Here is a 25,002-nt window from a genome sequence, read left to right on the forward strand (position 1 = left end):
AATCATGTATAGGACGTCAGAATGGTTTGTCACAATTGAGACATTGGAAATCAATATTTCTTTTTCTCCTTTGCGAATCCCTATCAAATTAGCTATCATTAATGAGTAGTTATAGGGAGGAACTGAGGTGAAACCAGTGCTTAGCCTTTTGTTTAAATTGGGAAAAAAGAAGCAAACGCTTGAAAAAACTGTTGAAAGTATACAAAAAGGCAATAAAGATCTGCAAAATGAATTAATACAGCAATATAAGCCATTTATCGCAAAGACGGTTTCATCCGTTTGTAAACGATATATAGATGAAAAAGACGATGAGTTCAGTATCGGACTGATCGCGTTTAATGAAGCTATTGAAAAATACTCACCTGAAAAAGGCAATTCTCTGCTCGCATTTGCTGAGCTAATAATAAAAAGAAAAGTCATTGATTACATCAGAAAAGAAGCCAGAAGCGCACAAAATATAAATATCGATTTGCAGGAAGGAGACGATCAGGAATCATCACAAAGCTTGATTGAAGCTGAGCTTTCCATTGATGAATACCGCCGCCAGATTGAGCAGGAGCAGAGGCGGGAGGAAATCCTCTATTTCCAAAAGCAGCTCAAAGATTATGGTTTATCGTTTAAAGAACTGCTTGAAAACTCTCCAAAGCATGCGGACGCTAGGCAAAACGCCATAAAGGTGGCAATGACCCTGGTTGAACATGAAGAATTAGCCGCTATCCTGTATACAAAGAAACAGCTTCCGGTGAAACAGCTAGAACAGCTTGTCTCTGTCAGCCGAAAAACGATTGAGAGAAACAGAAAATATATTATTGCGATGTGTATTATCATTACGGGTGATTATATTTATTTAAAAGATTATCTTAAAGGGGTGCTGCACTCATGAGAAGAGGGATTATAGTTGAGAAAAATAGAAAATTCGTTACGTTGCTGACCCCTGACGGACAATTTTTAAAAGCCAAAAATGATCGCTGCAGCTATGAAATCGGAGAAGAAATTATGCTTCCGAGTGAATCACGCATGGGCAGAAGGGCCAGCTTTTTTGATTTTTTAAGACTGCGCCCTTTCAAAATGGGGATTGTTACGATGACTGCTATTATGCTTTTTATTTTTATAGTTCTCCCCGTTTTCTCTAATAATAAGGCCTATGCGTATATGACAATCGATATCAATCCAAGCTTTGAAATGGCGTTAAACAGCGATTACGAAGTGATTGAACTGACGCCTTTAAATGATGAGGGTAAGGAAGTCGTGAATGATATAGATGATTGGGAGAAGACTGATTTTAAAAAGGTGATTGACGATATTATAACCGACTGCAGTGAGCATGGGTATGTAAAGAAATCGAAAGAAATATTGATTTCCACTGTTTATGAAAATATGGAAGACAATACATATAAAAAAGCTGTGAATAAACAGCTGAACGATGTGACGGAAAAATATAAAACGACATATCGCATGGAATCTCTCGAGTCAGATATGCAGACGAGGGAAAAAGCGAAAAAGAAAGGCGTTTCAACAGGCAGCTACATCAAATCAAATGAAAAAAAGGATAATAAAGAGCCAAAAGATGACTCCGGCAATCCATCTGGGGAAGAGGATCAAAAGAATGCCGGAAATGAGGATGAAAATATCGATTCACCTGACGCCCAGGACGGCAATGGAGATAATGAACAGCTGGATGATACGGATTCCGGAGACCAGAAAGAAGATAAAACAAATGAACAGACTGATGATAAAGACAAAGATGAAAATGTAAAGAAACCAGATGAAAACAAAAATGCCGAAAAAGATGGGGATCATGAGCAAACCCCAATACAAGATCCTCAAGATAAAGGAAATGAAGACAACCGCGCTAAAAAAGATCAAAGCCAATATCACAGAGACTGGAATAACGGTGAACAAGGCAGGAATCGTTCTTCGTCCAACAGGGATAACACTTCTGACCGCAGTAATCAAAACGGCTACAGCAGTGATAATAATTCAGCTCAAACAGAAGATTCGCCGAGTGCCCCCGGCGAATAAAGACCTGAATTTATTTAGTTGTGCCATTTAATTGTGATTGTGCTTGCTGTACCAGCCGCTTTGTCATTTCCCCGCCTACAGAGCCGTTAGCGCGTGCGACTGTATCAGAACCAAGGTTTACACCGAATTCTTGAGCCACTTCGAGTTTAAATTGGTCTAGTGCCTGCTCCACCCCTGGAACAACGAGTTTATTTCTGCTCGCCATCTTTTTCATCTCCTTTTTCAATACTTGACGCGTACTTAGTTTGAAATGTACGTGGTTTATTTATGCTGGCAATTGTTGTGGAGAATAAGAAAACCCCGGCCACTAAGCCGGGGGGGACGCAGACTATAGAATGTCTTCTGTCATTTTATGTGCGGTTGCTTGAATATGGAAGGTCAAAATGGAGAGGACTGTAATGGCGATAATCTGTCTGATCTTCAGCCATTGGCTGTCATTCAGTTCTTCAAAATGGTGGCGTAGACGCTCTGTCTCCTGTTCGACGATCTCCTGCAGATTCGATTCTTTCATAGAAGGCGTGTCTTGGTGATGAACGGCATCAAGCACATATGCACAGCTTTCATAATAAGAAATTGGGCTGATGACATCGTCGGATCTGTCTGTAATTGTGTTAAAGGCCACTTTTAAAATAGCACGTATGTGTTCAAAGTCATAAATGGATTTTAAATCACGTACAATTAAAAGAATGACTGCCTGTTCAACTGAGTATTTTTTGCCCAATTCAGGGTGTCCGATCAAATCCTTAATATCACGCTTTACCCAGTTTTGAATTGCAGTGGACTTTAACGAAGTCAGCTCGCATAGGTTGCCAAGCTCTACGATTTCGTTTGTAGAGAGACCGTATTCTTTTTTCTGCTTTCTTCGTTCGTATCTTGTGAGAAATTCAGGAATTTCAAGATGGTTGGCTGCTGCCTTTTCTGCTGACATGGTCGCTGATTGGACGAGAATGTCGAGCGGGCTTATTTCTCCTTGTCCTTTTAGAGAATAGAGCAGCCGCACCATATCGGTTCGAGTGAGTTTAAAAATGTTCATTGTTCACCTCTTTAAAACAATTTGACGCGGATATAGTATATGTATTATGGGTTCTAAAGTGTTGCGTCAGCAATTACTAACATCATACGTCGAATTCCTTGCATTTTCAAACGGATGATTTATAATTTAAGTATACAGGTTCTTCTGAACTTAAAATAACGGAGGTTGTCATGGCGAAAAGAATTTTTCTATTTATTTTAACGAATATTTTGGTGCTTACAACAATCGGAATCGTTTTGTCTGTTTTAAGCTCGGTTACCGGGGTCGGGACATACTTTACAGCTGATGGCGGTATCGACCTAATTGCGCTCTTTGTATTCAGTTTAGTCGTTGGTTTTGTCGGCTCCTTTATGTCTCTTGCGATGTCCAGATGGATGGCAAAGACGATGATGGGTGTCAGAGTGCTAAATCCGGAAAAACACACGCTCAGCTATGAGGAACAGCAATTGGTTGACCGTGTTCACCGATTAAGCCGCTCTGCCGGTTTAACGAAAATGCCCGAAGTCGGAATTTACCGTTCACCCGAAGTGAACGCGTTTGCAACTGGGCCGTCAAAACGCCGTTCCCTTGTGGCAGTGTCTTCAGGGCTGCTGGAGCAAATGGATGATGCCGCAGTTGAAGGGGTGCTTGCCCACGAGGTCGCGCATATCGCTAATGGTGATATGGTTACAATGACGCTTTTACAAGGTATCGTCAATACCTTTGTCGTCTTTTTATCGCGTATCGCAGCATGGATTGCGAGCCGTTTCGTCAAGGAAGATCTTGCGCCGATCGTTCATTTTATTGCAATGATTGTTTTTCAGATTGTCTTTTCCATACTCGGCAGCCTGGTTGTGTTTGCGTACTCACGCCATCGCGAATTTCATGCTGACAGGGGAGGAGCGGATCTTGCCGGCAAGAATAAGATGATTCATGCGCTTCGGACGCTTAAGAGCTACTCTTCCCGCATTATGGAAGACGATCAGACAGCTGTCCAAACATTAAAAATTAATGGCAAGAAGCGTTCTTCGCTTTTCTCAACTCACCCTGATTTAGATGAGCGAATCAGACGGTTAGAAGCTAAATAATACAAACACATTGTTCCTCTGAGAGAATCCCTCAGAGGTTTTTTATTTTATCCTTTGACTAAAATAATAAAAAAATAAGCAAGTTAAGAAAATGTTTCGTAAAAGCCTTTAAAAATGGGTCCGATATCTTTAGAATAATTACCGTACTTAAAAAGAGAGGCAGAAGGATTTTACATGAAATTAAAGGTTGGAAAATTGATACAGGCATTGTCGCCGGCCCAGCTGATTGCATTATATTATTTTCTTGCAGTCACTGTGGCGGTTATATTGCTGAGTCTGCCAGCGGCACATAAACCGGGGGCAGACTGGACGTTTATTGATGCCCTGTTTACAGCTGTCAGTTCAGTGAGCGTAACGGGGCTGACGGTAGTTGATACAGCTGATACATTCAGCACAATAGGCATTTTTATATTGGCATTTGTTCTGCAATTTGGCGGTATTGGGATTATGACGCTCGGAACGTTCATTTGGCTGATCATGGGTAAACGAATCGGGCTGAAAGAACGGAAACTGATTATGGTTGACCAAAACCAATCCCAGTTTTCAGGGATTGTCAATCTTATGAAACAGGTTCTTTTCCTGATCTTGTGGATTGAATTTTTTGGCGGGCTCATACTCGGCACTTATTTCTTAACCTACTATGATTCCTTTCAGGAAGCTTATTTACAAGGGTTTTTTGCCAGTATCAGCGCAACCACAAATGGCGGTTTTGATATTACGGGTAATTCGATGATCCCTTTTCGCCACGATTATTTTGTACAGTTTATTACTATGCTTTTAATTGTACTTGGGGCGATTGGCTTTCCCGTTCTTGTTGAAGTAAAGGATTTCTTGTTTTCAAAGCATCGAAGATATCCGTTTACACTTTTTACGAAAATCACGACGATTACGTTCGGCTCACTCGTCTTGTTTGGGGCTATCGGCATTTATGTCCTGGAAGCAAACCACGCGTTTGCCGGAAAGTCATGGCATGACATCTTGTTTCTGTCCCTGTTTCAATCAACGGCAACCCGAAGCGGGGGGCTGGCAACTATTGATATCAGCCAATTATCAGATGCTACAATATTTTTTATTTGCGCGCTGATGTTTATCGGAGCATCACCAAGTTCAGTAGGGGGAGGCATACGGACAACGACTTTCGCTCTGAACCTTCTTGCGCTGTTTCATTTTGCCCGCGGCAATAAGTCAGTCAAGGTATTCAAACGAGAGCTGCATCCTGCTGATCTCATGAAGTCGCTTGTTGTCACAATGATGGCGATTCTGCTTGTTTTTGGCTCGACACTCATTCTTACGATTACAGAAAAGCACTCCCTGCTGGAGCTTTTGTTTGAAGTGTGCTCGGCATTCGGTACAACCGGTCTGTCACTTGGAATTACTGCTGATTTAAGCAACGTTGGAAAATGTGTCATTATGATTGTGATGTTTATCGGGCGAATCGGTATCCTGACCTTCCTATATCTGATCGGAAGAAAGGAAATTGAAGCGAATTATCATTATCCAAAAGAAAGAGTGATTATTGGCTAGAAAAAGCACCGCATAATTTGCGGTGTTTTTTGATTGCCAAAAAAAAGATGTGTGGCGCCGCTTGAGTTGGAGAACCTAACATCAACAGGTGCAGTTTAACGCTCCTGCATCTTTAAGCGAGATACGATGTCTGAAAAATTGGCGAGGAGGATTTTTATGAAGCGAAAAGCCGAAGTGAATGAAGCCATTAAAAATAACAATACACCTACTGAGAGCATGGACCCCAATTCTTTTAAGACCCAGTATCATGACAACCCGAATTTTAGGGGTGCAAACCGTAATTCCAAACAGGGTCAGCAAGGAGGCATGTGACTTTGAAGAAAAACCGTCATAGCAGAGATATGCAAAATCATAAAAAACCTATGAATAAGAAAGTGCTGGAGGAAGAATTTTCAAGTGAACTAGGGGATTACAATGCCGGCAAGATTATCGAAATGCTAGAAATCACAAAGCCTGAAAAGAAAAAAGAGAAAAAACAAAAATAAAAAAGACCTCTTAGGCGATGTCTCGCTTAAGAGGTGCTTTTCTATTTTAAATAAGCGTTTTTGCCCGTTCCTCTGACAAATTGCATTAAGCTGGTCATTCTCAGCTCAATGAAGGGCTGAGCAACTGTCTTAACAAAATTGCTGGAGAGTACTGATGTCAGGGCTGCTGTTAAAAGCAAGAGAATCACTAAGCTCTGATAGTCAGTAAGCGAATCCTCAAGTCCGATCTGTCTCAGCGTTTTAATAATAAACCCATGAAGCAAATACACGTAAAATGTCCGGGTTCCCCATTTCGTAAAGAAGAACCGTTTTTGCGGAACGAGTGCTAAAAAGCTGAAGGTCGCCGCAAAGGCGAGTACATACCAGCCGATCCGGGAAAGTCCGCTTGCCAAGGTAACGTCTCCAAATGAAGAATACGGTTTTGAACCAAACAGAAAAGAATAGTCAAAGTCGATGCCCCAGCAGATGACGAATACAGCGGCCAATACCCCGAGCGCAATTTGTTTGCCCCGTTTTGATCTCAATAAATCAAAATGATGTTTATTTAAATAAAACCCGACAAGGAACATCGGTAAGAATACAAACGTCCGCGACAGGCTCAGCGTGCTGCTGACAAAGTCTAAATAGCCGATCAGCACGGCAATTCCGCAGCTGACAAACAGCGCCCATAGCTTTGAAAGCTTTGAAAAAGGATAAAGCAGCAGGTTCCAAAAAAATAAGCTTACAAGAAACCATAACGACCATTGCGGATCAATCGGATTCACATTTGCCATGCTTTCGTCTTGCATAATGTAATAGAAGACAGAATAGATGATTTGGAAAATCAAATACGGAATAATCAGCTTGACCGCCAGCTTTTTCACATATCCCGCGCGTTTAAAGCCTTTTGCGAAATAACCGGATACAAGAATAAAGGCAGGCATGTGGAATGTGTAAATGAACTTGTAGAGGTAGAGCATAAAGTTGTTATCATTAATAAAGGAACGAAGAATATGACCGAATACAACAAGGAATATCAATAAGAATTTTGCATTATCGAAATAACTGTCCCGCGATTTACTCATAGCATCACCTTCTCTTTAATCAGTCACTAAGAGATTATTCCCTGCTGGTATATATTTTAAAATAAAAAATGAAAAAGGAATTAAAATATGGCTGATTGTTAGGACGATGTAAAGTGGCGGTAAGGATCGTAGAAAATGTCTTCGTTATGTAATCGCGATGACATTTTCTGAAATTTATAGGGCAAATGAAGGAAGTTCCCGCATTTTGTAGAAATATTGAGGGATAGGTTGTGAAGAAGGAGTGTACACGCATGGAAACTCTTGGTGCTCAGACAAATTCGGAGCTGCGGGAAGAACTGAAGCGTCTCAAAGAAGAAAATGCCCGGCTGAAAAAGGAATTGAATCAGCATCAAGTGATTGTCAACAATACGCTCGATGCTATTTTTATATGTGATAATGAAATGCGAATTGTTCAGGCAAATGAAGCAACAGAGAGGATGCTTCAAGTGGATTCGGAAGATTTGAAAAAGCGTTCCGTTTTGGATTTTTTGTTTCCAATTCCAGAGGATGAACTGAGTCTTGCTGTAAAAAAGTTTTTTAAAAAAGGGTTCCTATGGAAGGAGGTCCCGATCAGGCTTGACGGCGGAGCGACAAAATACATAGAGTTTCTGGCCAAAAGAGGGATTGGCGAGGATTTCTTTTTTGTTGTCATGAGAGACATATCTTCAAAGAAAATACTGGAGCGGGAATTCTCTATGAATGAACAGCTTTTTAAGGACTTGTTTGACAGAGCTGTTGACGGAATCGTCCTTTTTGATAAAGATGGCGGTTTTATTGATGCCAATTTGTCCTTCTGTAAAGGTTTTGAAATCAATCATAATGAGCTATCTCATTTATCGTTGTATGAGTTCATAGACAGTGGCTCACGAAAAGATTTCGACAATGTCTGGAAGACGCTCAACCGCAAGGGAAAAGCAAAGGGAGAGCTGCCCGTCAAGCTTCGTTCAGGCGTTCAAAAGCTATTTGAATTCACGATTACATCAAACATCATCAGCGGGTTTTATATGTCCATTATGAGGGATATTACAGAGAAGCGGTCTATGGAGCTGCAGCTCTTTAAAAGTGAGGAGCGCTTCAGAGAAATATTTGAAAATGCGATGGACGCTATTATTATCTGGTCGAATGACGGAAGAATCGTGAAGGCGAATCAGTCAGCCTGTAAAATATTTGAGCTGCCGATGAATTTGCTGTTGAAACGAAGGCTGTGCGATTTTCTCGTTGACTCGCAGCAGAAATACAGCATAACGAAGAGGAAATACGCAAAATACGGAGAGATCAGAGAAGAGCTGCTGTTTCAAATGGGGAATGGCCAGTTCAAAGAACTTGAATTCACTTCAAAGCGGACAATATTAGAGAACCAGCACTTGACGATTTTAAGAAACGTCAGTGATAGAAAGCGGATGGAAAAGGAGCTTCGGGAAAGTGAGCTGAAATTCAGAAAAGTGTTCAACGGCTCAATGGACGGCAATGTATTGTTCGACAATCAATACAGAATCATCGACGCCAACCCGTTAGCAAGCCATATTTTAGGCCTGTCACATGAAGAAATTAAACAGCACAGCCTGTTAGATATTATTTCTTCGTATGAAATAGAAAATCTTGCATCACCGGCAAGACAGATTAATTTTGATGAGATGGACAACGAAATTCCATTTTTGTTGAGCAGCAGTGACAACAGAAAACTGGAATTCTCATTTAAACGAAATATTATTCAAAATATGAACCTCGCTATCTTTAAAGACGTAACGGAGCGAAAAGAACTGGAGGAACGCCTTCGCAAGTCAGATACCCTTCATGTAGTCGGCGAACTCGCTGCCGGCATCGCTCATGAAATCAGAAATCCGATGACAGCTCTTAAAGGCTTCATTCAGCTCCTGAAAGGAAGTGTGGAGGGAGACTACGCCCTTTACTTTAACGTGATCACCTCAGAACTAAAGCGCATCGAATCCATCATCACCGAATTCTTGATTTTAGCCAAGCCCCAGGCCATTATGTATGAAGAAAAACATGTTACCCAAATTATGAGAGACACCATAGACCTTCTAAACGCGCAAGCCAATTTAAGCAACGTACAAATGCATCTTGATTTAATTGACGACATTCCCCCGATCTACTGTGAACCGAATCAGCTGAAACAGGTATTTATCAATATTTTAAAAAATGCCATTGAAGTGATGCCTGACGGCGGAAACATTTTTGTGACGATAAGGACACTGGATCAAGATCATGTTCTCATCTCCTTAAAAGACGAGGGAATTGGAATGACAGAAGATAAATTAAAGCGCCTTGGTGAACCGTTTTATACGACAAAGGAACGGGGAACTGGACTTGGGCTTATGGTAAGCTATAAAATTATAGAAGAACATCAAGGCGAAATCATGGTAGAAAGTGAAGAAGGGAAGGGCACCGTTTTCCATCTTACGCTTCCCGTCAGACAGAATGCTGAAGAAAGAAGGATTGATGAATGAACTACTACACGACAGCGGAAACGCCGCTCGGGGAACTCAAAATTGCCGAAGAGGATGGCCAAATCACCCGTCTATTTCTCAGCCAGGAAGATTGGATGGAATGGAAAGTAACCGTTCAGCCTACAGAGCGCAAGGAAACACCTTACCTGGCAGAAGCGAAAAAACAGCTTCATGAATATTTCGCCGGCGAAAGAAAGACATTCTCACTGCCGCTGAGCCAAAAAGGCACCCCTTTTCAGCAAAAAGTGTGGGAGGCGCTGGCGATGATACCATACGGAGAATCCCGAAGCTATGCTGACATTGCCGCTGCGGTTGGAAGTCCGAAAGCGGTGCGCGCAGTCGGACAGGCTAATAAACGTAACGACCTGCCAATTTTTGTCCCGTGCCACAGAGTGATCGGCAAAAACAGCGCGTTAACGGGGTACGCCGGGAGCAAAACCGATATCAAAGCATTTTTGCTGAACATCGAGCAAATATCCTATAAAGAAAAATAAAACATATGGCACGTTCCATTTTTTTACGGCCGACATATCATTTTATTAAGTTAAAAAAGTTGGTCTGATGAAAAAGGAGGACAAAGCAATTGAAGCCGAGCCGCTCTGAGAAAATTGCTGTTTTTGCCAATCTGTTTGTGAAAATGCATATTTTATCCAGCGCTCAAAAAGATGAAATTATTCATATCATTAAAAACAAACAAAAAAACCGCTGACTCGGCCCGAAATGAGCAAAGTCCAGCGGTTTTTTAATGCACCTTTTCGCCTCTAAACAGCTGTTCAATTTCTTCTTCGTAGTTACCGGTCATAATCCCTTTTTCTGTGATGATTCCTGAAATGAGATCATGAGGCGTAATGTCAAAAGCGGGATTAAAGACAGGCACATCGGATGGAGCCGTCCGTACTCCGGAAATCTGTCTTACTTCCTCAGGATCCCGTTCCTCTATCGGGATATCTGCGCCGCATTTCACTTTTGGATCAAATGTAGATAAAGGTGCGGCGACAAAAAACGGAATATCAAAGGCGTTTGCTAAAATCGCGAGACCGTATGTTCCGATTTTATTTGCCGTATCACCGTTCTTTGCAATTCGATCGGCTCCGACGATGACAGCGGAAATTTGTTTTTCCTTCATCGTGTGGGCGGCCATGCTGTCTGTGATAAGAGTGACATCAATGCCTCCCTGCATCAGCTCCCACGCAGTCAGACGTGAACCTTGAAGGACAGGCCTTGTTTCACAGGCATAAATATGCAGACCCAAATCCTTTTGTTTGGCTAAGTAAAATGGAGCGAGCGCCGTTCCATAGCGGCTTGTCGCGATAGAGCCGGCATTGCAGATCGTCATAATCCGGTCTCCTTTTTTGAATAGCTGCAAGGCGTTTTGGCCGATCATCCGGCACGTTTCCTCATCCTCGACCTGAATCTGAATCGCTTCATGGACAAGGTTTGTTTTTGCTTCATTTACAGAAATGGCTTTTTCGATTGAATGACTCAGTCTCTCAAGCGCCCAAGATAAATTAATGGCGGTAGGCCGTGAGCTGTTTAAATATTGTTTGATATCTTCCAGTCTGCGGCGGAATTCCATGACATCATCTGTTTCAATGTCTTTTGCAGCAAGCGCAAGTCCGAAGGCGGCCGTAATGCCGATGGCTGGAGCACCTCTTACTTTGAGTGTGACAATTGCGTCAAACACATCCTCTTTTGTCGTCAGCTCCACATATTCCGTCATGTCAGGAAGCTTTTGCTGATTTAAAATGGTAATGGCTGTTTCCTTCCATTCAACAGAACGGGGAACAGAAAATGAATGGGTCATGAATACATCATTCCTTTACAAGTAACTTAAATAATTCAATAACATCCGTGATCGTTGTGAATTCCGAACGTTTTTCGATAAAGGCTGTGCCAGTTTCAAGCGCCAGCCGTTTTCGGGTGATTCGTTTATCAAATGGCACGATTGTATCCAGATCAGCCACATGGGCAAGACCGATCGCGCGGCGTATCAGTTCGCAGCCCGCAAACCCGATCGCCTCTTCAAAAATATGACTGAGCGTATCAGTAAGATAACCGTCAATTTTAGCGTAAACATCCAGACTGTCCTTCTCCCAGGCTTCAATGAATGTCTCTTGAAATGTTTCCCAGACCTGCTTGACATGGTGATATAACGGCTCTCTTTCAGCCCCGTCACGGCCGAGCGCGTTCAAAAATAAGTTGGCGATAAATTGACCTACATCAAAGCCGATCGGTCCGTAAAAAGCAAATTCAGGATCAATCACCTTTGTTTCTTGTTCGCTGGCAAAAATGCTTCCTGTATGCAAATCACCGTGAATCAGGGTTTCTGCCGATGTTAAAAATGACTTTTTCAGCTTTGCGGCTTCGATTTTGACGTTGTCATTTTTCCAGAGTTTTTCGACAAAAGGACGAAGCTCTTCTTCAAAATCATTTGTGTCATGGTCAAAGAAAGGGTCAGTAAAGACAAGTCTTTCCGTAATGTCGCACAGCTCCGGATTTGTAAACTGTTTAACAAGTTGTTTTTTCACCTTGGGTTCAAGCGCGTAATCTGATGAATAGAAAAGGGTCTTTCCTAAAAATTCACCGATGTGCTGTGACAGATGCGGATAATGGTCACCCTCAATGAGTCCTTTTCTTGCGATTTTGAGGTGAGAGAGATCCTCCATGACGGTAACCGCCATTGCTGTATCAGAATAAAACACTTTTGGAACCAGTTGGGGGACATGCTCGCCTTGTCGGATGAGAGCGCTGCTTTCAATTCTTGCGCGATCGATTGTCAGCGGCCAGCTTTCTCCGACGACTTTTGCATAAGGAACCGCCTGTTTAATGATCAAAGCCCTGTCATGTTCTTGATCATAAATATGAAAAACGTAATTTAAGTTGCCGTCGCCGATCTCCTGGCATGTCAGCGTGCTTTTGCTTGGAAATAAGCCAAGCTTCACCGCCAGCGCCACAGCTGAACTTTCATTTAACGTTTCGTATAAAGGTGTTTTTGTGACTGCCATTGTTATAACCTCCAATTATGTAATCTCTTGATATGCGTGCCGCAGAATGGCCGTAAAAAAGCCTCCTTCTCAGAGAGAAGGAGGCTTAACAATTATGTCCCGCCTCTCTTATCTCTCAGATCAGATCTGATGGAATTAGCACCGTGCCTTACGAGACCTCAGTCTCGGCGCCAAGAAGATGCGCCCCATTTCACAATGGAATTACGGTCGGTTGCTGTTGGGGTCAAAAGGCCAATCCCTCGCCCAACTCTCGATAAGAGAATATATTCACTTGTTAAACAATTCTAATTTATCAGTTGATGAAAATAGTAACAGGTTTGTGATTGAATTGTCAATATATTTTTTAATATAAATCTTTTCTGATATCATTGAAAACAGGAATTTTTCCCCGCACGTCAACGCTTTCTTGAAGGTCAATTTCTGCTCTGACAATGCCTTCTTCACGGCCGCCCTCGGCTAATATACGTCCCCAAGGGTCAATAATCAGGCTATGCCCGGCAAATTCATTATCTGGATTTGAACCGGTACAATTGCAGGCAGCGACAAAGCATTGATTTTCAATGGCCCGGGCAATAAGCAGGCTTCTCCAATGATCAAGACGGGGCAGAGGCCATTCCGCAGAAATGAACAGCATGTTAGCGCCTTTAGTCGTATGTTTTCTGATCCATTCCGGAAAACGAATATCATAACAGATCAGTCCTGAGCTTTTGACACCATCAAGCTCAAAGTATCCGTCTTCGGAACCGGCTGATAAATACACATGCTCATCCATCAGCTGAAAAAGATGGACTTTTCTGTACTCTTTAATGATTTGTCCTTCCTTATCCGCGATGTACATTGTATTATAAACATCAGAATCCTTTCTGACAGCAATAGATCCTGCGACAATATGAACCCCATGTTTTTTTGCGGTTTTTTGCAGCCACCTCTGAGCAGAATTCCCGTCTTCATCAGCGAGCTTATCAAGGTTGGCCAAGTCATATCCAGTCGTCCATAATTCAGGAAGAACAAGAACATCTGCATGTTTGCTTTCTTTCTCAATCAAAAATTCAGCCTTTTTTATATTTTCCGAAGGTTTACCGTATGAAATATCAAATTGAAGACAAGATATCGTCCATTTCATCTTTTAAACACCCCAAATTTTTCTTTACTTTTTTCATTTAACCATATATGATGATGGACTATCATTTCAAGATTTTTTTAGAAGGTGAGAATAGATGAAATTTGAACAGTCTCATGTATTGCAGGAATTGCCAAAGCAATTCTTCGCTTCTTTGGTGCAAAAAGTGAACCGAAAGCTCTCAGAAGGACATGACGTTATCAATCTCGGACAGGGAAACCCTGATCAGCCGACTCCGGAACATATCGTCGAGGAAATGAAACGAGCCGTTGTTGATCCTGAAAATCATAAATATTCGTCTTTTCGCGGCTCATACAGACTGAAATCAGCCGCAGCAGCATTTTATAAACGAGAATACGGCATTGATCTTGACCCGGAGACTGAAGTCGCTGTATTATTCGGCGGAAAATCCGGTCTGGTCGAGCTCCCGCAATGCCTGTTGAATCCAGGTGATACGATTTTAGTTCCGGATCCGGGCTATCCTGATTACTGGTCAGGTGTCACACTCGCGAAAGCGAAGATGGAAATGATGCCGCTCGTAAAGGACAGGGCGTTTCTTCCTGATTACAGCAGCATCTCTGCTGAAGTGAGAGATCAGGCGAAATTGATGTATTTAAATTATCCGAATAATCCGACCGGAGCTGTTGCTACTGCCGAGTTTTTTGAAGAAACCGTGAATTTTGCAAAGGAACACGGGATCTGTGTTGTTCACGATTTTGCTTACGGCGCTGTAGGATTTGACGGCTGCAAGCCGTTAAGCTTTTTGCAGACTAAAGGTGCGAAAGATATCGGAATTGAAATTTATACGCTGTCAAAAACGTATAACATGGCAGGATGGCGGGTCGGCTTTGCTGTCGGTAACGCTTCGGTCATTGAAGCAATCAATCTTTATCAAGACCATATGTTTGTCAGTCTTTTCAGAGCGACTCAGGAGGCTGCAGCGTCGGCACTGCTAGCTGATCAGACGTGTGTGGCGGAGCAAAATGCCCGGTATGAGAGCAGGCGAAACGCTTGGATTGCGGCATGCCGGGAAATTGGCTGGGATGTGACAGCTCCGGCAGGTTCATTTTTTGCATGGCTGCCTGTGCCTGAAGGCTATACTTCCGAACAGTTCTCAGACCTTTTGCTGGAAAAAGCGAATGTGGCGGTTGCGGCTGGAAACGGCTTCGGTGAATATGGCGAGGGCTACGTCAGAGTCGGACTGCTGACAAGCGAAGAAAGACTCAAAGAAGCCGCTTATCGAATTGGGAAACTGAACCTGTTTACCCAAAAAAGCATTGACAAGATCTGATAACGATGGGATAATTCAAAATAATTTATAAAATCTATATTTTCTTATCAAGAGTAGGCAGAGGGACGAGCCCGATGAAGCCCGGCAACCGACTTATAAAGCACGGTGCTAATTCTTGCAGCTGGCGGCTGAGAGATAAGATTCGGACGAGAAACGAAACCTCTTTAGACGCGATTGCTGTTTGAAGAGGTTTTTTTATATGGATGAAATGAAAGGAGCTCTGGCATGGGTGAGTTATTAGCAACATATCTCCTGACCGAACCGGGAGCGGATACAGAGAAAAAAGCGGAACAAATCGCAACAGGATTAACAGTAGGCTCCTGGACTGATCTGCCCCTTGTAAAACAGGAGCAAATGCAAAAGCACAAGGGACGGGTGATAAAGGTAGAGGAAAGAGAGGGGACTCCTGCGACAGGAAAACAAGCGGTGATCACAATTGCCTATCCTGACATCAATTTCTCTCAGGATATTCCGGCTATGCTGACAACAGTGTTTGGGAAGCTGTCGCTGGACGGAAAAATCAAATTACTCGATCTTCACTTCTCTGACGCGTTTAAGCGCACACTGCCGGGACCGAAGTTTGGCGTATATGGCATCCGGAAGCTGCTGGGAGAGTTTGAGAGACCGCTATTAATGAGCATATTTAAAGGGGTTATCGGAAGGGACCTGAGTGATATTAAAGAACAGCTCAGACAGCAGGCGCTTGGCGGAGTTGATTTGATTAAGGACGATGAAATTTTCTTTGAGACAGGTCTGGCACCTTTTGAAACAAGAATTACAGAAGGAAAGCAAATATTGAAAGAAACGTATGAGCAAAACGGGCATAAAACGCTGTATGCTGTGAATTTAACTGGACGTACGGCTGATCTAAAAGATAAAGCGAGACGCGCCGCCGAATTGGGAGCGGATGCGCTTTTGTTTAATGTCTTCGCTTACGGCTTAGACGTCATGCAAAGCCTAGCGGAAGATCCTGAAATCGCAATCCCGATTATGGCACATCCAGCTGTCAGCGGGGCGTTTACGTCTTCTCCGTTCTACGGATTTTCTCACGCTCTTTTGCTCGGAAAATTGAACCGGTATTGCGGTGCTGACTTTAGTCTCTTCCCATCTCCATACGGTTCAGTTGCGCTTCCAAAAGAAGCTGCGCTGGCAATTCACGAAGAATGTGTGAGAGAGGATGCCTTTAACCAAACATTTGCCGTTCCGTCAGCAGGCATTCACCCCGGTATGGTTCCACTTTTAATGCGGGATTTCGGTATAGATCATATTATTAACGCCGGGGGAGGCGTACATGGACACCCGAACGGCGCCCAGGGCGGGGGCAAAGCGTTCAGAGCCATTATTGATGCGGTTTTAGAAGCCCAGCCGATTGATGAAAAAGCCGAACAATGCAAAGATCTGAAGCTTGCGCTTGAGAAATGGGGAAAGGTTGAAGCTGTATGACGACTCGAAAGCCTTTAATTATTTGTGATTTTGACGGAACCATCACGATGAACGACAACATTATAAGCATCATGAAAACATTTGCTCCGCCGGAGTGGACGGCATTGAAAGACGGCGTATTATCCAAAACGCTGTCGATTAAGGAAGGTGTCGGGCGGATGTTCGGCCTTCTGCCAAGCCGTTTAAAAGAAGAGATTACAAGTTATGTATTGGAAGATGCAAAAATCAGAGAAGGATTTCGGGAATTTGTAGCGTTTGTCAAGGAGCACGAGCTTCCGTTTTATATCGTAAGCGGAGGGATGGACTTTTTTGTATATCCATTGCTTGAAGGCATTGTGGAGAAAGACCATATTTATTGCAACCATGCATCATTTGACAGTGACTATATTCATATTGACTGGCCTTATTCTTGCCAAGGAACTTGCAGGAATCAATGCGGGTGCTGCAAGCCGTCAGTGATACATGAACTCGCCGAACCGAACCAATATATCATTATGATCGGTGATTCGGTTACAGATGTGGAGGCCGCAAAGCTGTCTGACCTTTGTTTTGCAAGGGATTATTTATTAAACGAATGCCGGGAGCAGAACCTGAATCATCTCCCGTACGAAGATTTTTATGAGATCAGAACAGATATTGAGAATGTAACGGAGGTACAGGAATGGCTGCAAAACAAGAACGCTGGAGAGAACTTGCTGAAGTAAAGCGGGAATTGGCAGAAAGAGATTGGTTTCCGGCGACTAGCGGCAATCTGTCTATTAAGGTTTCTGATGAGCCTTTAACATTTCTCGTAACCGCAAGCGGTAAAGATAAACGAAAAGAAACGGGTGAAGATTTTCTGCTGGTGGATCTAAACGGAGAGCCTGCCGAAAGCGGGCATTCTCTGAAACCGTCAGCGGAAACGCTTTTGCACACACATTTATACAACAAATCCAATGCCGGATGCTGCCTGCATGTCCATACGGTAAACAATAATGTGATCTCAGAGCTATACGGAGATCAAAAGAAAATTACATTCAAAGGGCAGGAAATCATAAAAGCGCTTGGCCTGTGGGAAGAGAATGCAGAAGTGACCATACCGATCATTGAAAATCCGGCTCATATTCCGACGCTAGCGGCACTGTTTGCGCAAGAGATTTCAGAAGATTCAGGAGCTGTTCTGATCCGAAATCACGGTATTACCGTTTGGGGAAGAACAGCATTTGAAGCAAAAAGAGTACTTGAAGCATATGAATTTTTGTTTAGCTACCATTTGAAATTGAAAACACTCCAGCACCAGCTGGTTACATAAAAGGAGGAACTGAAATGGCAACAATTTGTATTCATGATGAGGCAAATACAACGATTGAAAATCTAGAGGAAGTTGCAAGCTTTCTGGACAGTCAAGAAGTTATTTATGAGCAATGGGATATCGCGAAGCTACCGAAACAGCTTTCAGAGAAATATGATCTGACAGAAGAAGAAAAACAGCAAATCCTTAATACCTTTGAAACTGAAATTAAAGATATCTCAGCCCGCCGCGGATACAAAGCACAGGATGTTATTTCTTTGTCAGACAGCAATCCGAAACTTGATGAACTGCTTGAGAACTTTAAAAGAGAGCATCACCATACAGACGATGAGGTCCGTTTTATCGTAAGCGGACACGGCATTTTTGTCATTCAGGGCAAGGATGGCACGTTTTTTGATGTCCGATTAAACCCTGGAGATTTAATCTCCGTGCCTGAAAATATACGCCATTACTTTACACTTCAGGAGGATCGCAAAGTTGTCGCAGTAAGAATCTTCGTCACAACTGAAGGATGGGTTCCAATTTATGAAAAAGACAGCGTGAATCAATAAATAAAAAGCCCCGTTCGAAGTGATATTATCCCCTCTAAGTAGACAGTGTAAAAAGCCCACTTTTCAAAAGTGGCTGTTACACTATACTTGGAGGGGATTTTTTATGGCGAGAAAAGGGCAACACTTTCAGCACTATACCAAAGAATTCAAGATGAAAGCTGTCAACATGTATGAAGAAGGAAACAAAAGTTATAACACGTTATCTGAAGAATTAGGGCTTCGGAGTTCAACCCAGCTCAAAAATTGGGTGAAAACCTATCGAGAAGGCAAGTCTTTAGATGATCAAAGGGGCAAAGAGACAAAGTCAGACAATCCTTTTATTGGACGCCCTAAGACAACATTTAAAAGTGTTGAGGAAGAACGAGATTATTTAAAGGCACAGGTCGAATACCTAAAAAAGCGTTATCCAAATCTGCATGGAGAGGACGGATTTTGAAGACAGCACGATTTGAAGCTGTGCACGAATTGAAGGATCGTTATCCGATTACGTGGCTGGTGTGTATCGCCAAAGTGTCACGGTCGGGGTACTATAAATGGTGTAAGACTCAACGGATTCGAATGGCAAGACAACAGAGAGAGCAGATCATAAAAGAACACATCATGGCGATTCACCGCTCACGCCCTTTCTATGGCTATCCTCGGATTACCATCGCTTTAAAGAGAGAAGGATTTTGGATCAACCATAAGCGTGTTTACAGATTGATGAAAGAGATGAACATTCAATCGATCATTCGAAAAAAGCGACGTTATTTTGGAAGACAGGCACCGGTTGTCCTGCCAAACCGGCTTAACCGAGAATTTCAAACCAATCGACCTAACCATCTATATGTAACCGATATTACCTATATTGCTTGTGGACAGCGATTCTATTACCTTTCTGCCGTACAAGATCTTTACAACAATGAGATTGTCGCATGGAAGCTGTCAAAACGAAATAATCTTGAATTGGTCATGAAGACAGTAGAAAGTATGACAGCCCAACGGGACGTCCAGGGAGCTATCCTCCATTCTGACCAAGGCTTCCAATACACAGCAAAAGCATATCAAAAGCGACTCGAAACCGTTGGTTTGAAAGGCAGCCATTCGCGTAAGGGAAACTGCCTAGATAATGCCTGTATCGAATCGTTTTTCTCGCATCTCAAAACAGAGAATGCATATTTTTCGACGTGTCAAACCGAAGAAGAGCTTCACAAGAGCATTGAAGATTACATTCAATTCTATAATCACGAACGATTCTAGAAAAAATTAAACCAGTGTGCTCCGGTAGAATACCGTAACACACTGGTTGCTTAGGCTTTTTGTGGCTGTCTACTTGACAGGGGTAAGACCAGGATGCGGGGGTTTTTATTTATTGCAAACGCCACTTTTCATACTGTGACATTTCTTTTTTAATCAGCATCCAAATCAAACCTAAAACAGCTGCATCGTCTATGATTCCAAGACCGAGTATAACATCTGGAATGATATCGAGCGGCATGGCGATATATAAGATGGCAGCAGTTAGAAAAAATAGGGTTTTGACCTGAGAACGGGGATAGTCGCCGTTTCTCCAATCGCGAAGCATTTGAAAAAAAATAGTGGTGTACTGGATACATTTTTTTCGGTTTTTCCTTTTTAACATCGCTTTTCCGCCTGCCGCTCCAAGCATTATTGCTTTCTTTTTTTTCATCGGGCATACCTCCTTGCCTGGCAGCGTGTTTAAAATATTCTTCACCCGGGTATTGTTCTTCTAATCCTATCAATATATCTATTATACCTGAAAAAATAACTTATTTAATGAAAATATGTTTACAAATAAAGTATAATCTGTAATAATGCACAATAACCCAACCAAACTTGTTTCCTATTTCTTAGCGGCGAGGGGTGAAGTGAATGGGCGGTTCTTCTGAACAAGAAAGATTGTTGGTGTCTATTGATGAAAAAAGAAAGTTAATGATAGATGCCGCTAGAAAGCAGGGATTTACAGGGCATGACACGATCAGACACAGTCAGGAGCTGGATTGTTTAATAAATGAATATCACCAGCTCATGCATGAAAACGAACATTCTCAAGGGATTCAAGGCCTTGTAAAAAAATTAGGCTTGTGGCCCCGCAGAGATGTTATGCCGGCATATGATGCAAATAAATAGTGGCACTATCAAATGCATATATAAAGAGAGAGCTTTTCAGAAGCGCTCTTTTTTTCTGGAAAAATTTTTGAAAGAGGGAACTGATGAAAGAACTGACGATTCTCATTACTGAAATGGTCAATCAATTTCATGACGCTTTTATTTCATTATGCGAAATGTTTGGCATTCATTTAACCGACAAAGAAATGCATTTTTGGGTGATCGGCATTTTTGGCATCATCTTTTTCGGCGTCACATACGCTGTGTTTTCAAGGCTTTCTAAATGGAGCATGACAGCCTTGTCCTTTATCTATACCGTTACAGTGATCATTGTTATCGTTTTTGCGATTGAAATTCAGCAAAAAGTGACGGGGAGAGGGAATATGGAGTTTTTAGATGCCACGGAAGGTTTAAAGGGTTTTTTACTATTCTTTATGTTTTTTTGCTTCTGAAATTGCTGTTCCGCTTCAGCAAAATACTCTCTTCTGGCAGAACAGCAAGCAAGTCGGCCCGGTCACGAAGATAAAAAAACCCTCCTGACACGGTCAGGGGGGCTATGAAGCGGATACGGGGAGGGTGATCGTCACCTCTGTGCCTCTTCGCACTTCACTTTCGATATGAATAGAGCCACCGTACATCAGAACGATCCGTTTACATACGACAAGCCCGAGACCGGTTCCTTTTTCTTTAGAAGTAACAAAGGGAAGGAAGATATGATCCAGCATTTCCTGAGAAATCCCTTCACCGTTATCCACAACTTTAATAATGGCTTTTTTATCCAAAGTCCCCAGGGAGATCGTCAGTTTGCCTCCTTCAGGCATTGACTCAAGGCCATTTTTTGCTACATTTAAAATCACTTGTTTAATATGATCTTTGGTACATTTTACGAGTAAAGGCTCCTCAGTTAAATACTGTAATTCGACCTCTACATTATATAGGTTACCCTCGGAATAGATGATCGGCATAATTTCACCGATAATATCCTGAAGCGAATTCAGCTCCCATTTTTCAGCTGTCGGCTTGCCGAGAACGAGAAACTCACTCACAATTTGATTAATGCGCTTTATCTCTTGTTCGATAATGGAGAAGTAAAGCTGATCTTCTTCACCTTTATATTTCTTTTGCAGCAGCTGAATAAAGCCGCTTATGCCGGTGAGCGGGTTACGGATTTCATGGGCTGTGCTGGCAGCAAGTGTTCCGATCAGCTCTAATTTTTGCGCTTCATTTTCTGAGCGCTCCAGCTGTGTCTGCCGCTTCAGCAAATAATACAGCACGAGAATAAAAAGGATATTCAGCAGAACAATACTGCATGAAAGCGGAAGCACAAGGCTTTTTGTCAGTTCTTCTATTGTAACTGGGTTGGGATATACTTTCATATTCCAGCTGATATCATCGAGATATCCGCTGACAGGCTTCTGATCTATTGCATGAGAGGCCTGTCCGCTCGAAAAAATCATTTTTCCATCTTGGTTCACTACTTCAATATAAACATCAGGGCTTAGTAAGTTAATGAGATTTTTCAGATAATCAATTTGAATAGCTGCGACAAGATAATTTGTCACATCTCGTTTTGAGTCCAAAACAGGGACACAAATTGTAAAAATCGGCTGACCTGTAATTCTGCTCGAATAACTATCTGAAATGACTGTCTTTTTTGTTTCCTTTGCTTTTGTAAAAAAAGATCTGTCGGCCAGGTTTACTTTCATTTTTAATTCTGTTGTGCTTGCGGTGACGTCTCCTTTGGCATTTAGAAAATAGAGACCGGAAAATCTCGGCTCTGAATCAAAGGTTTTTTCCAAAATCGACTGCATTTTCTTTATATCAACCGGTCTGTCAATGGCGATGGACAAGGAGGTCATTCTCGCCTCTGTTTCTCCGATTAAATAATTGATTTTGTTGCGGTGAAGGTTCAGCAGAACACTCGCTTCTTGCTTATGTTCTGCGGCTATTGTATCTTTTTCTTTTTCATATACGAAAAAGCTGATGACGATTGCCGGAATCACGACCAGTATCATATATAGTTTGACTCTCCCGCAGGCGTCTTTTAGTATTTTCAATTTGCATCGCTCCAACATACACCTGATTAGAGGTATTATATCATTGTTTCTTCTTCTTTAATAAGAAAAAATAACCAAAAAAATGAGAAAAAGATGTTGAACAGTTTATAATATAAAAAAGAAGAGAAATATTGGAAAGATTTTTATTGACATTTCGGTCTTTGTTTATTAATGTTTCTCTGTAACGGTTTCTAAAAGGATGATTGAGACATGACAGAAAAATCACTGAAGTTATTTATCGTGCTGTCGCGCGCGTATCGGTCCATTAACGATCATATGAACAAGCATATTCATAAGCATGGACTAAACCCGACTGAATTTGCTGTACTAGAGCTGTTGTACCATAAAGGCGATCAGCCGCTGCAGCAGATAGGAGATAAAATTCTCTTGGCTAGCGGGAGCATCACATATGTAGTTGATAAGCTTGAACAAAAAGAACTCCTCATTCGGAAAGCGTCTCCTACAGACAGACGAGTGACATTTGCACAAATCACTGAAAAAGGCATCAGTCTTTTGGATGATATTTTCCCCGATCACGCTGCTGAAATTGATGAAATGATCAGCGTATTAAGCGAAGAAGAGGTAGAGATGTGCACCGACATGTTAAAAAGAGTAGGATTAAACGCAAAACAGTTTCATAATAAGTAAAAAAGGAAGCCTGATATGTCACAGGCTTCCTTTTTTACTATTTTTCATTTGTTTCCGCTGCGCCTCTCGGCAAGATGAGAACTTCAACACGCCGGTTTTTGCTTCGGCCTTCCGCTGTTTTGTTGGAAGCAACCGGTTTATACTCACCGTACCCCTTGGCACTGAATACTCTTGCATCGAGCTTAGGGTTTTCAATGAGAAGCCCCATAAAGTTTACCGCTCTCATAACGCTCAAATGCCAGTTTGATTGGAATTCAGAATTTTTAATTGGCATATTATCAGTATGTCCGCTTATAATGATATTTCTTGGCGGATTAATCACAAGAAGATTTGAAATCTCTTTTGCAAGCGGAACATCTTCCTTACGTATGGCCGCTTTTCCAGAATCAAAGAAGATACTGTCTTTAATCGTAATCAGAAGACCTTCACTAGTCATCTTCGTTTCCAGCTGATGTTCCAGCTTTTTATCTTTGATGAACTTTTCCACCTGGCTCTTCACATTTTCAAGTTCTCTTTGATCAGCGGCTTTTTCTTTTTCTTTCTTGTTTTTCTCTTTCTCTTCTTTATCCTTTTCAACTTCATCAATTCCGTCTGACTCGTTTTCTGGAGGGGTGACACTGGAGTAGTCCATTACGCCGGTGCCGCCAGTAAAGACTTCATTAAATGATTTTGAAAGCATCTGAAACTTAGCTGCATCAATCGAACTGCTCGCGTACAGCACAATAAATAATGCAAGGAGAAGAGTAAGGATATCGGCGTAAGGGACGAGCCATGATTCATCAACGTGTTCGTCCTCATGCTTCTTCTTCTTTTTTCTCGCCATTTTGCGCCTCTCCTTGTTCTGCAAATTTCAAGCGGTCCTTCGCAGGAAGATACATTAAAAGCTTTTGTTCGATGACTTTTGGTGCCTGTCCTTCTAAAACGGATAAAACACCTTCAATCATGACTTCACGCAGTTTTACTTCTTGTTTTGATTTGCGTTTTAATTTATTTGCGAAAGGATGCCATAATACATATCCCGTAAAAATACCGAGAAGGGTGGCGACAAAGGCTGCACTGATAGCGTGTCCAAGCTCATCTGTGTTATCCATATGAGAGAGGGCGGCAATCAGTCCGATTACAGCGCCTAGTACTCCAAGTGTCGGCGCGTACGTTCCCGCCTGTGTAAAAATAGCGGCTCCGGCTTGGTGCCTGTCCTCCATCGCTTCGACTTCCTCTGTCATGATATCTCTGATAAATTCCGCACTTTGACCGTCAACAGCCATGCTGAGCCCGTTTTTCAGGAAAGCGTCATCTACATCCTCAATGCTTGCTTCTAAAGCAAGCAGGCCTTCGCGGCGTGCAAGCTGGGCCCAGTCAGAGAACATAGGAATGAGCTCCTCTATCGTCAGCTGTTTGTTTTCTTTAAATAACACTCGGAACAGCGCAGGCACTTTTTTAATTTCCTTGGTTGGAAACGCAATAACGACTGCTGAGATTGTCCCGGCGATAATAATTAAAATGGCGGCTGGGTTTGCAAGCGCGCTGAAACTGACGCCTTTCAGAACCATCCCCACGCTCAATGCCACAAAAGCAAGAATAATACCGATTAACGAAGTTTTATCCATAGTTTTCACCAAATCCTTTTTTACTAGCTTGTCTATGGTTAATATCGGTTTTGGTGCCCGGAACTTTAGGGAGATTGTGAATTTGTTCATGAAATATTCAAGGAAGAGGCATAGAAGGGAGGAATAAACAAAACGGGCCTTTCGAAATTGCCTTCAGACGGTTTTCATATAATAATAGGAATAAATATTCACTGTATATAAACATGTCCCATCCCTC

Annotated in this window: 27 protein-coding genes, 1 pseudogene and 2 riboswitches; of the genes and pseudogenes, 18 read left to right on the plus strand and 10 right to left on the minus strand. The window is 42.2% G+C overall.

Going from position 1 to position 25,002, the window contains the following annotated elements:
* The first annotated feature begins 127 nt into the window (after positions 1-127).
* Together sigI and Q3W56_RS14870 are read left to right on the plus strand one after the other, a co-directional pair.
* Positions 128-883 carry an RNA polymerase sigma factor SigI gene (gene sigI, locus Q3W56_RS14865; protein ID WP_003218559.1) on the plus strand — a complete coding sequence of 252 codons (756 nt, stop codon included), beginning with the start codon at positions 128-130 and terminating at the stop codon, positions 881-883.
* Positions 880-2,022 (plus strand): anti-sigma-I factor RsgI family protein, encoded by a 1,143-nt coding sequence (locus Q3W56_RS14870; protein WP_302896032.1) that lies wholly within the window; start codon positions 880-882, stop codon positions 2,020-2,022. The genes sigI and Q3W56_RS14870 overlap by 4 nt, the downstream gene beginning before the upstream one ends.
* Before the next feature lie 10 nt (positions 2,023-2,032).
* On the opposite strand, the gene sspD is transcribed toward Q3W56_RS14870, so the two are convergent.
* Positions 2,033-2,227 (minus strand): acid-soluble spore protein SspD, encoded by a 195-nt coding sequence (gene sspD, locus Q3W56_RS14875; protein WP_003218568.1) that lies wholly within the window; start codon positions 2,225-2,227, stop codon positions 2,033-2,035.
* A gap of 123 nt (positions 2,228-2,350) precedes the next feature.
* Positions 2,351-3,055, minus strand: coding sequence for a transcriptional regulator HtpK (gene htpK, locus Q3W56_RS14880; protein ID WP_302896033.1), 705 nt, complete (start codon positions 3,053-3,055; stop codon positions 2,351-2,353).
* Between the two features lie 170 nt (positions 3,056-3,225).
* Here htpK and htpX point away from each other — a divergent pair, with 170 nt between their 5' ends.
* The 4 genes from htpX (at position 3,226) to Q3W56_RS14900 (ending at position 6,131) form a co-directional block, all read left to right on the plus strand.
* Complete coding sequence (gene htpX / locus Q3W56_RS14885; protein WP_302896034.1) at positions 3,226-4,122, plus strand: protease HtpX; 897 nt, start codon at positions 3,226-3,228, stop codon at positions 4,120-4,122.
* A gap of 174 nt (positions 4,123-4,296) precedes the next feature.
* Entirely contained in the window at positions 4,297-5,646 is a 1,350-nt protein-coding gene (ktrD, locus tag Q3W56_RS14890) for a Ktr system potassium transporter KtrD (protein ID WP_268400312.1), read from the plus strand.
* Between the two features lie 156 nt (positions 5,647-5,802).
* Positions 5,803-5,958: a hypothetical protein gene (locus Q3W56_RS14895; protein ID WP_302896035.1), complete on the plus strand. Its 156-nt coding sequence runs from the start codon at positions 5,803-5,805 to the stop codon at positions 5,956-5,958.
* 2 nt (positions 5,959-5,960) lie between these two features.
* Positions 5,961-6,131, plus strand: a complete 171-nt coding sequence (locus tag Q3W56_RS14900; RefSeq protein WP_302896036.1) for a hypothetical protein — start codon at positions 5,961-5,963, stop codon at positions 6,129-6,131.
* Positions 6,132-6,172: 41 nt separating this feature from the next.
* On the opposite strand, the gene Q3W56_RS14905 is transcribed toward Q3W56_RS14900, so the two are convergent.
* Positions 6,173-7,195 carry an acyltransferase family protein gene (locus Q3W56_RS14905; RefSeq protein WP_019714176.1) on the minus strand — a complete coding sequence of 341 codons (1,023 nt, stop codon included), beginning with the start codon at positions 7,193-7,195 and terminating at the stop codon, positions 6,173-6,175.
* Positions 7,196-7,446: 251 nt separating this feature from the next.
* Here Q3W56_RS14905 and kinE point away from each other — a divergent pair, with 251 nt between their 5' ends.
* The 3 genes from kinE to Q3W56_RS14920 all read left to right on the plus strand — a co-directional run bounded on the left by kinE (position 7,447) and on the right by Q3W56_RS14920 (position 10,372).
* The gene (gene kinE, locus Q3W56_RS14910; protein WP_302896037.1) at positions 7,447-9,663 is read left to right on the plus strand and encodes a sporulation two-component system sensor histidine kinase KinE; all 2,217 of its coding nucleotides are present in this window, start codon (positions 7,447-7,449) and stop codon (positions 9,661-9,663) included.
* Entirely contained in the window at positions 9,660-10,157 is a 498-nt protein-coding gene (locus Q3W56_RS14915) for a methylated-DNA--[protein]-cysteine S-methyltransferase (protein WP_302896038.1), read from the plus strand. The genes kinE and Q3W56_RS14915 overlap by 4 nt, the downstream gene beginning before the upstream one ends.
* 89 nt (positions 10,158-10,246) lie before the next feature.
* On the plus strand, positions 10,247-10,372 hold the full coding sequence (locus Q3W56_RS14920; RefSeq protein WP_019714179.1) for a hypothetical protein: 126 nt from the start codon (positions 10,247-10,249) through the stop codon (positions 10,370-10,372).
* 33 nt (positions 10,373-10,405) lie between these two features.
* Here the strand turns inward: Q3W56_RS14920 and mtnA are convergent, their stop codons facing one another.
* From mtnA to Q3W56_RS14935, 3 genes are all read right to left on the minus strand, one after another.
* The gene (gene mtnA / locus Q3W56_RS14925; RefSeq protein ID WP_302896039.1) at positions 10,406-11,467 is read right to left on the minus strand and encodes an S-methyl-5-thioribose-1-phosphate isomerase; all 1,062 of its coding nucleotides are present in this window, start codon (positions 11,465-11,467) and stop codon (positions 10,406-10,408) included.
* A gap of 7 nt (positions 11,468-11,474) precedes the next feature.
* A complete protein-coding gene (gene mtnK, locus Q3W56_RS14930; RefSeq protein WP_302896040.1) occupies positions 11,475-12,668 on the minus strand; it encodes an S-methyl-5-thioribose kinase in 1,194 nt (397 codons plus the stop codon).
* 105 nt (positions 12,669-12,773) lie between these two features.
* Positions 12,774-12,928: riboswitch (SAM riboswitch) on the minus strand.
* Between the two features lie 83 nt (positions 12,929-13,011).
* Complete coding sequence (locus Q3W56_RS14935) at positions 13,012-13,791, minus strand: carbon-nitrogen family hydrolase (protein ID WP_302896041.1); 780 nt, start codon at positions 13,789-13,791, stop codon at positions 13,012-13,014.
* Positions 13,792-13,885: 94 nt separating this feature from the next.
* Between Q3W56_RS14935 and mtnE the strand changes: the two genes are divergently transcribed.
* The 6 genes from mtnE to Q3W56_RS14965 all read left to right on the plus strand — a co-directional run bounded on the left by mtnE (position 13,886) and on the right by Q3W56_RS14965 (position 19,603).
* Entirely contained in the window at positions 13,886-15,079 is a 1,194-nt protein-coding gene (mtnE, locus tag Q3W56_RS14940) for a methionine-glutamine aminotransferase (RefSeq protein ID WP_302896042.1), read from the plus strand.
* Positions 15,080-15,120: 41 nt separating this feature from the next.
* Positions 15,121-15,221, plus strand: a riboswitch (SAM riboswitch).
* 83 nt (positions 15,222-15,304) lie between these two features.
* Complete coding sequence (mtnW, locus tag Q3W56_RS14945; protein WP_302896043.1) at positions 15,305-16,522, plus strand: 2,3-diketo-5-methylthiopentyl-1-phosphate enolase; 1,218 nt, start codon at positions 15,305-15,307, stop codon at positions 16,520-16,522.
* Complete coding sequence (gene mtnX, locus Q3W56_RS14950) at positions 16,519-17,226, plus strand: 2-hydroxy-3-keto-5-methylthiopentenyl-1-phosphate phosphatase (protein WP_302896044.1); 708 nt, start codon at positions 16,519-16,521, stop codon at positions 17,224-17,226. The genes mtnW and mtnX overlap by 4 nt, the downstream gene beginning before the upstream one ends.
* Positions 17,184-17,813, plus strand: coding sequence for a methylthioribulose 1-phosphate dehydratase (locus Q3W56_RS14955; RefSeq protein WP_302896045.1), 630 nt, complete (start codon positions 17,184-17,186; stop codon positions 17,811-17,813). The genes mtnX and Q3W56_RS14955 overlap by 43 nt, the downstream gene beginning before the upstream one ends.
* 14 nt (positions 17,814-17,827) lie before the next feature.
* Positions 17,828-18,364, plus strand: coding sequence for an acireductone dioxygenase (gene mtnD / locus Q3W56_RS14960; RefSeq protein ID WP_302896046.1), 537 nt, complete (start codon positions 17,828-17,830; stop codon positions 18,362-18,364).
* Between the two features lie 103 nt (positions 18,365-18,467).
* A protein-coding gene (locus Q3W56_RS14965; protein WP_302896047.1) for an IS3 family transposase occupies positions 18,468-19,603 on the plus strand; the annotation gives its coding sequence in 2 pieces (ribosomal slippage) (positions 18,468-18,768 and positions 18,768-19,603; 1,137 coding nt in all).
* A gap of 109 nt (positions 19,604-19,712) precedes the next feature.
* Here Q3W56_RS14965 and Q3W56_RS14970 read toward each other — a convergent pair.
* On the minus strand, positions 19,713-20,033 hold the full coding sequence (locus Q3W56_RS14970; RefSeq protein WP_019714190.1) for a YkvA family protein: 321 nt from the start codon (positions 20,031-20,033) through the stop codon (positions 19,713-19,715).
* Between the two features lie 203 nt (positions 20,034-20,236).
* Between Q3W56_RS14970 and spo0E the strand changes: the two genes are divergently transcribed.
* The gene (spo0E, locus tag Q3W56_RS14975; protein WP_003232480.1) at positions 20,237-20,494 is read left to right on the plus strand and encodes an aspartyl-phosphate phosphatase Spo0E; all 258 of its coding nucleotides are present in this window, start codon (positions 20,237-20,239) and stop codon (positions 20,492-20,494) included.
* 83 nt (positions 20,495-20,577) lie between these two features.
* Positions 20,578-20,999: pseudogene (locus Q3W56_RS14980) on the plus strand (hypothetical protein).
* Positions 21,000-21,027: 28 nt separating this feature from the next.
* Here Q3W56_RS14980 and kinD read toward each other — a convergent pair.
* Positions 21,028-22,548: a sporulation kinase KinD gene (gene kinD / locus Q3W56_RS14985; RefSeq protein ID WP_302896048.1), complete on the minus strand. Its 1,521-nt coding sequence runs from the start codon at positions 22,546-22,548 to the stop codon at positions 21,028-21,030.
* Between the two features lie 192 nt (positions 22,549-22,740).
* Between kinD and mhqR the strand changes: the two genes are divergently transcribed.
* Positions 22,741-23,178 (plus strand): MarR family transcriptional regulator MhqR, encoded by a 438-nt coding sequence (gene mhqR / locus Q3W56_RS14990; RefSeq protein ID WP_302896049.1) that lies wholly within the window; start codon positions 22,741-22,743, stop codon positions 23,176-23,178.
* A 37-nt stretch (positions 23,179-23,215) separates the two neighbouring features.
* Here the strand turns inward: mhqR and motB are convergent, their stop codons facing one another.
* A complete protein-coding gene (gene motB, locus Q3W56_RS14995) occupies positions 23,216-24,001 on the minus strand; it encodes a flagellar motor protein MotB (protein ID WP_302896050.1) in 786 nt (261 codons plus the stop codon).
* Positions 23,973-24,785 (minus strand): flagellar motor stator protein MotA, encoded by an 813-nt coding sequence (gene motA, locus Q3W56_RS15000; protein ID WP_268400556.1) that lies wholly within the window; start codon positions 24,783-24,785, stop codon positions 23,973-23,975. Before motA ends, motB begins: the two co-directional genes overlap by 29 nt.
* Positions 24,786-25,002: the final 217 nt, after the last annotated feature.

This window comes from Bacillus sp. C28GYM-DRY-1, assembly GCF_030519405.1.
In the GTDB taxonomy this organism is placed as follows: Bacteria; Bacillota; Bacilli; order Bacillales; family Bacillaceae; genus Bacillus; species Bacillus spizizenii_A.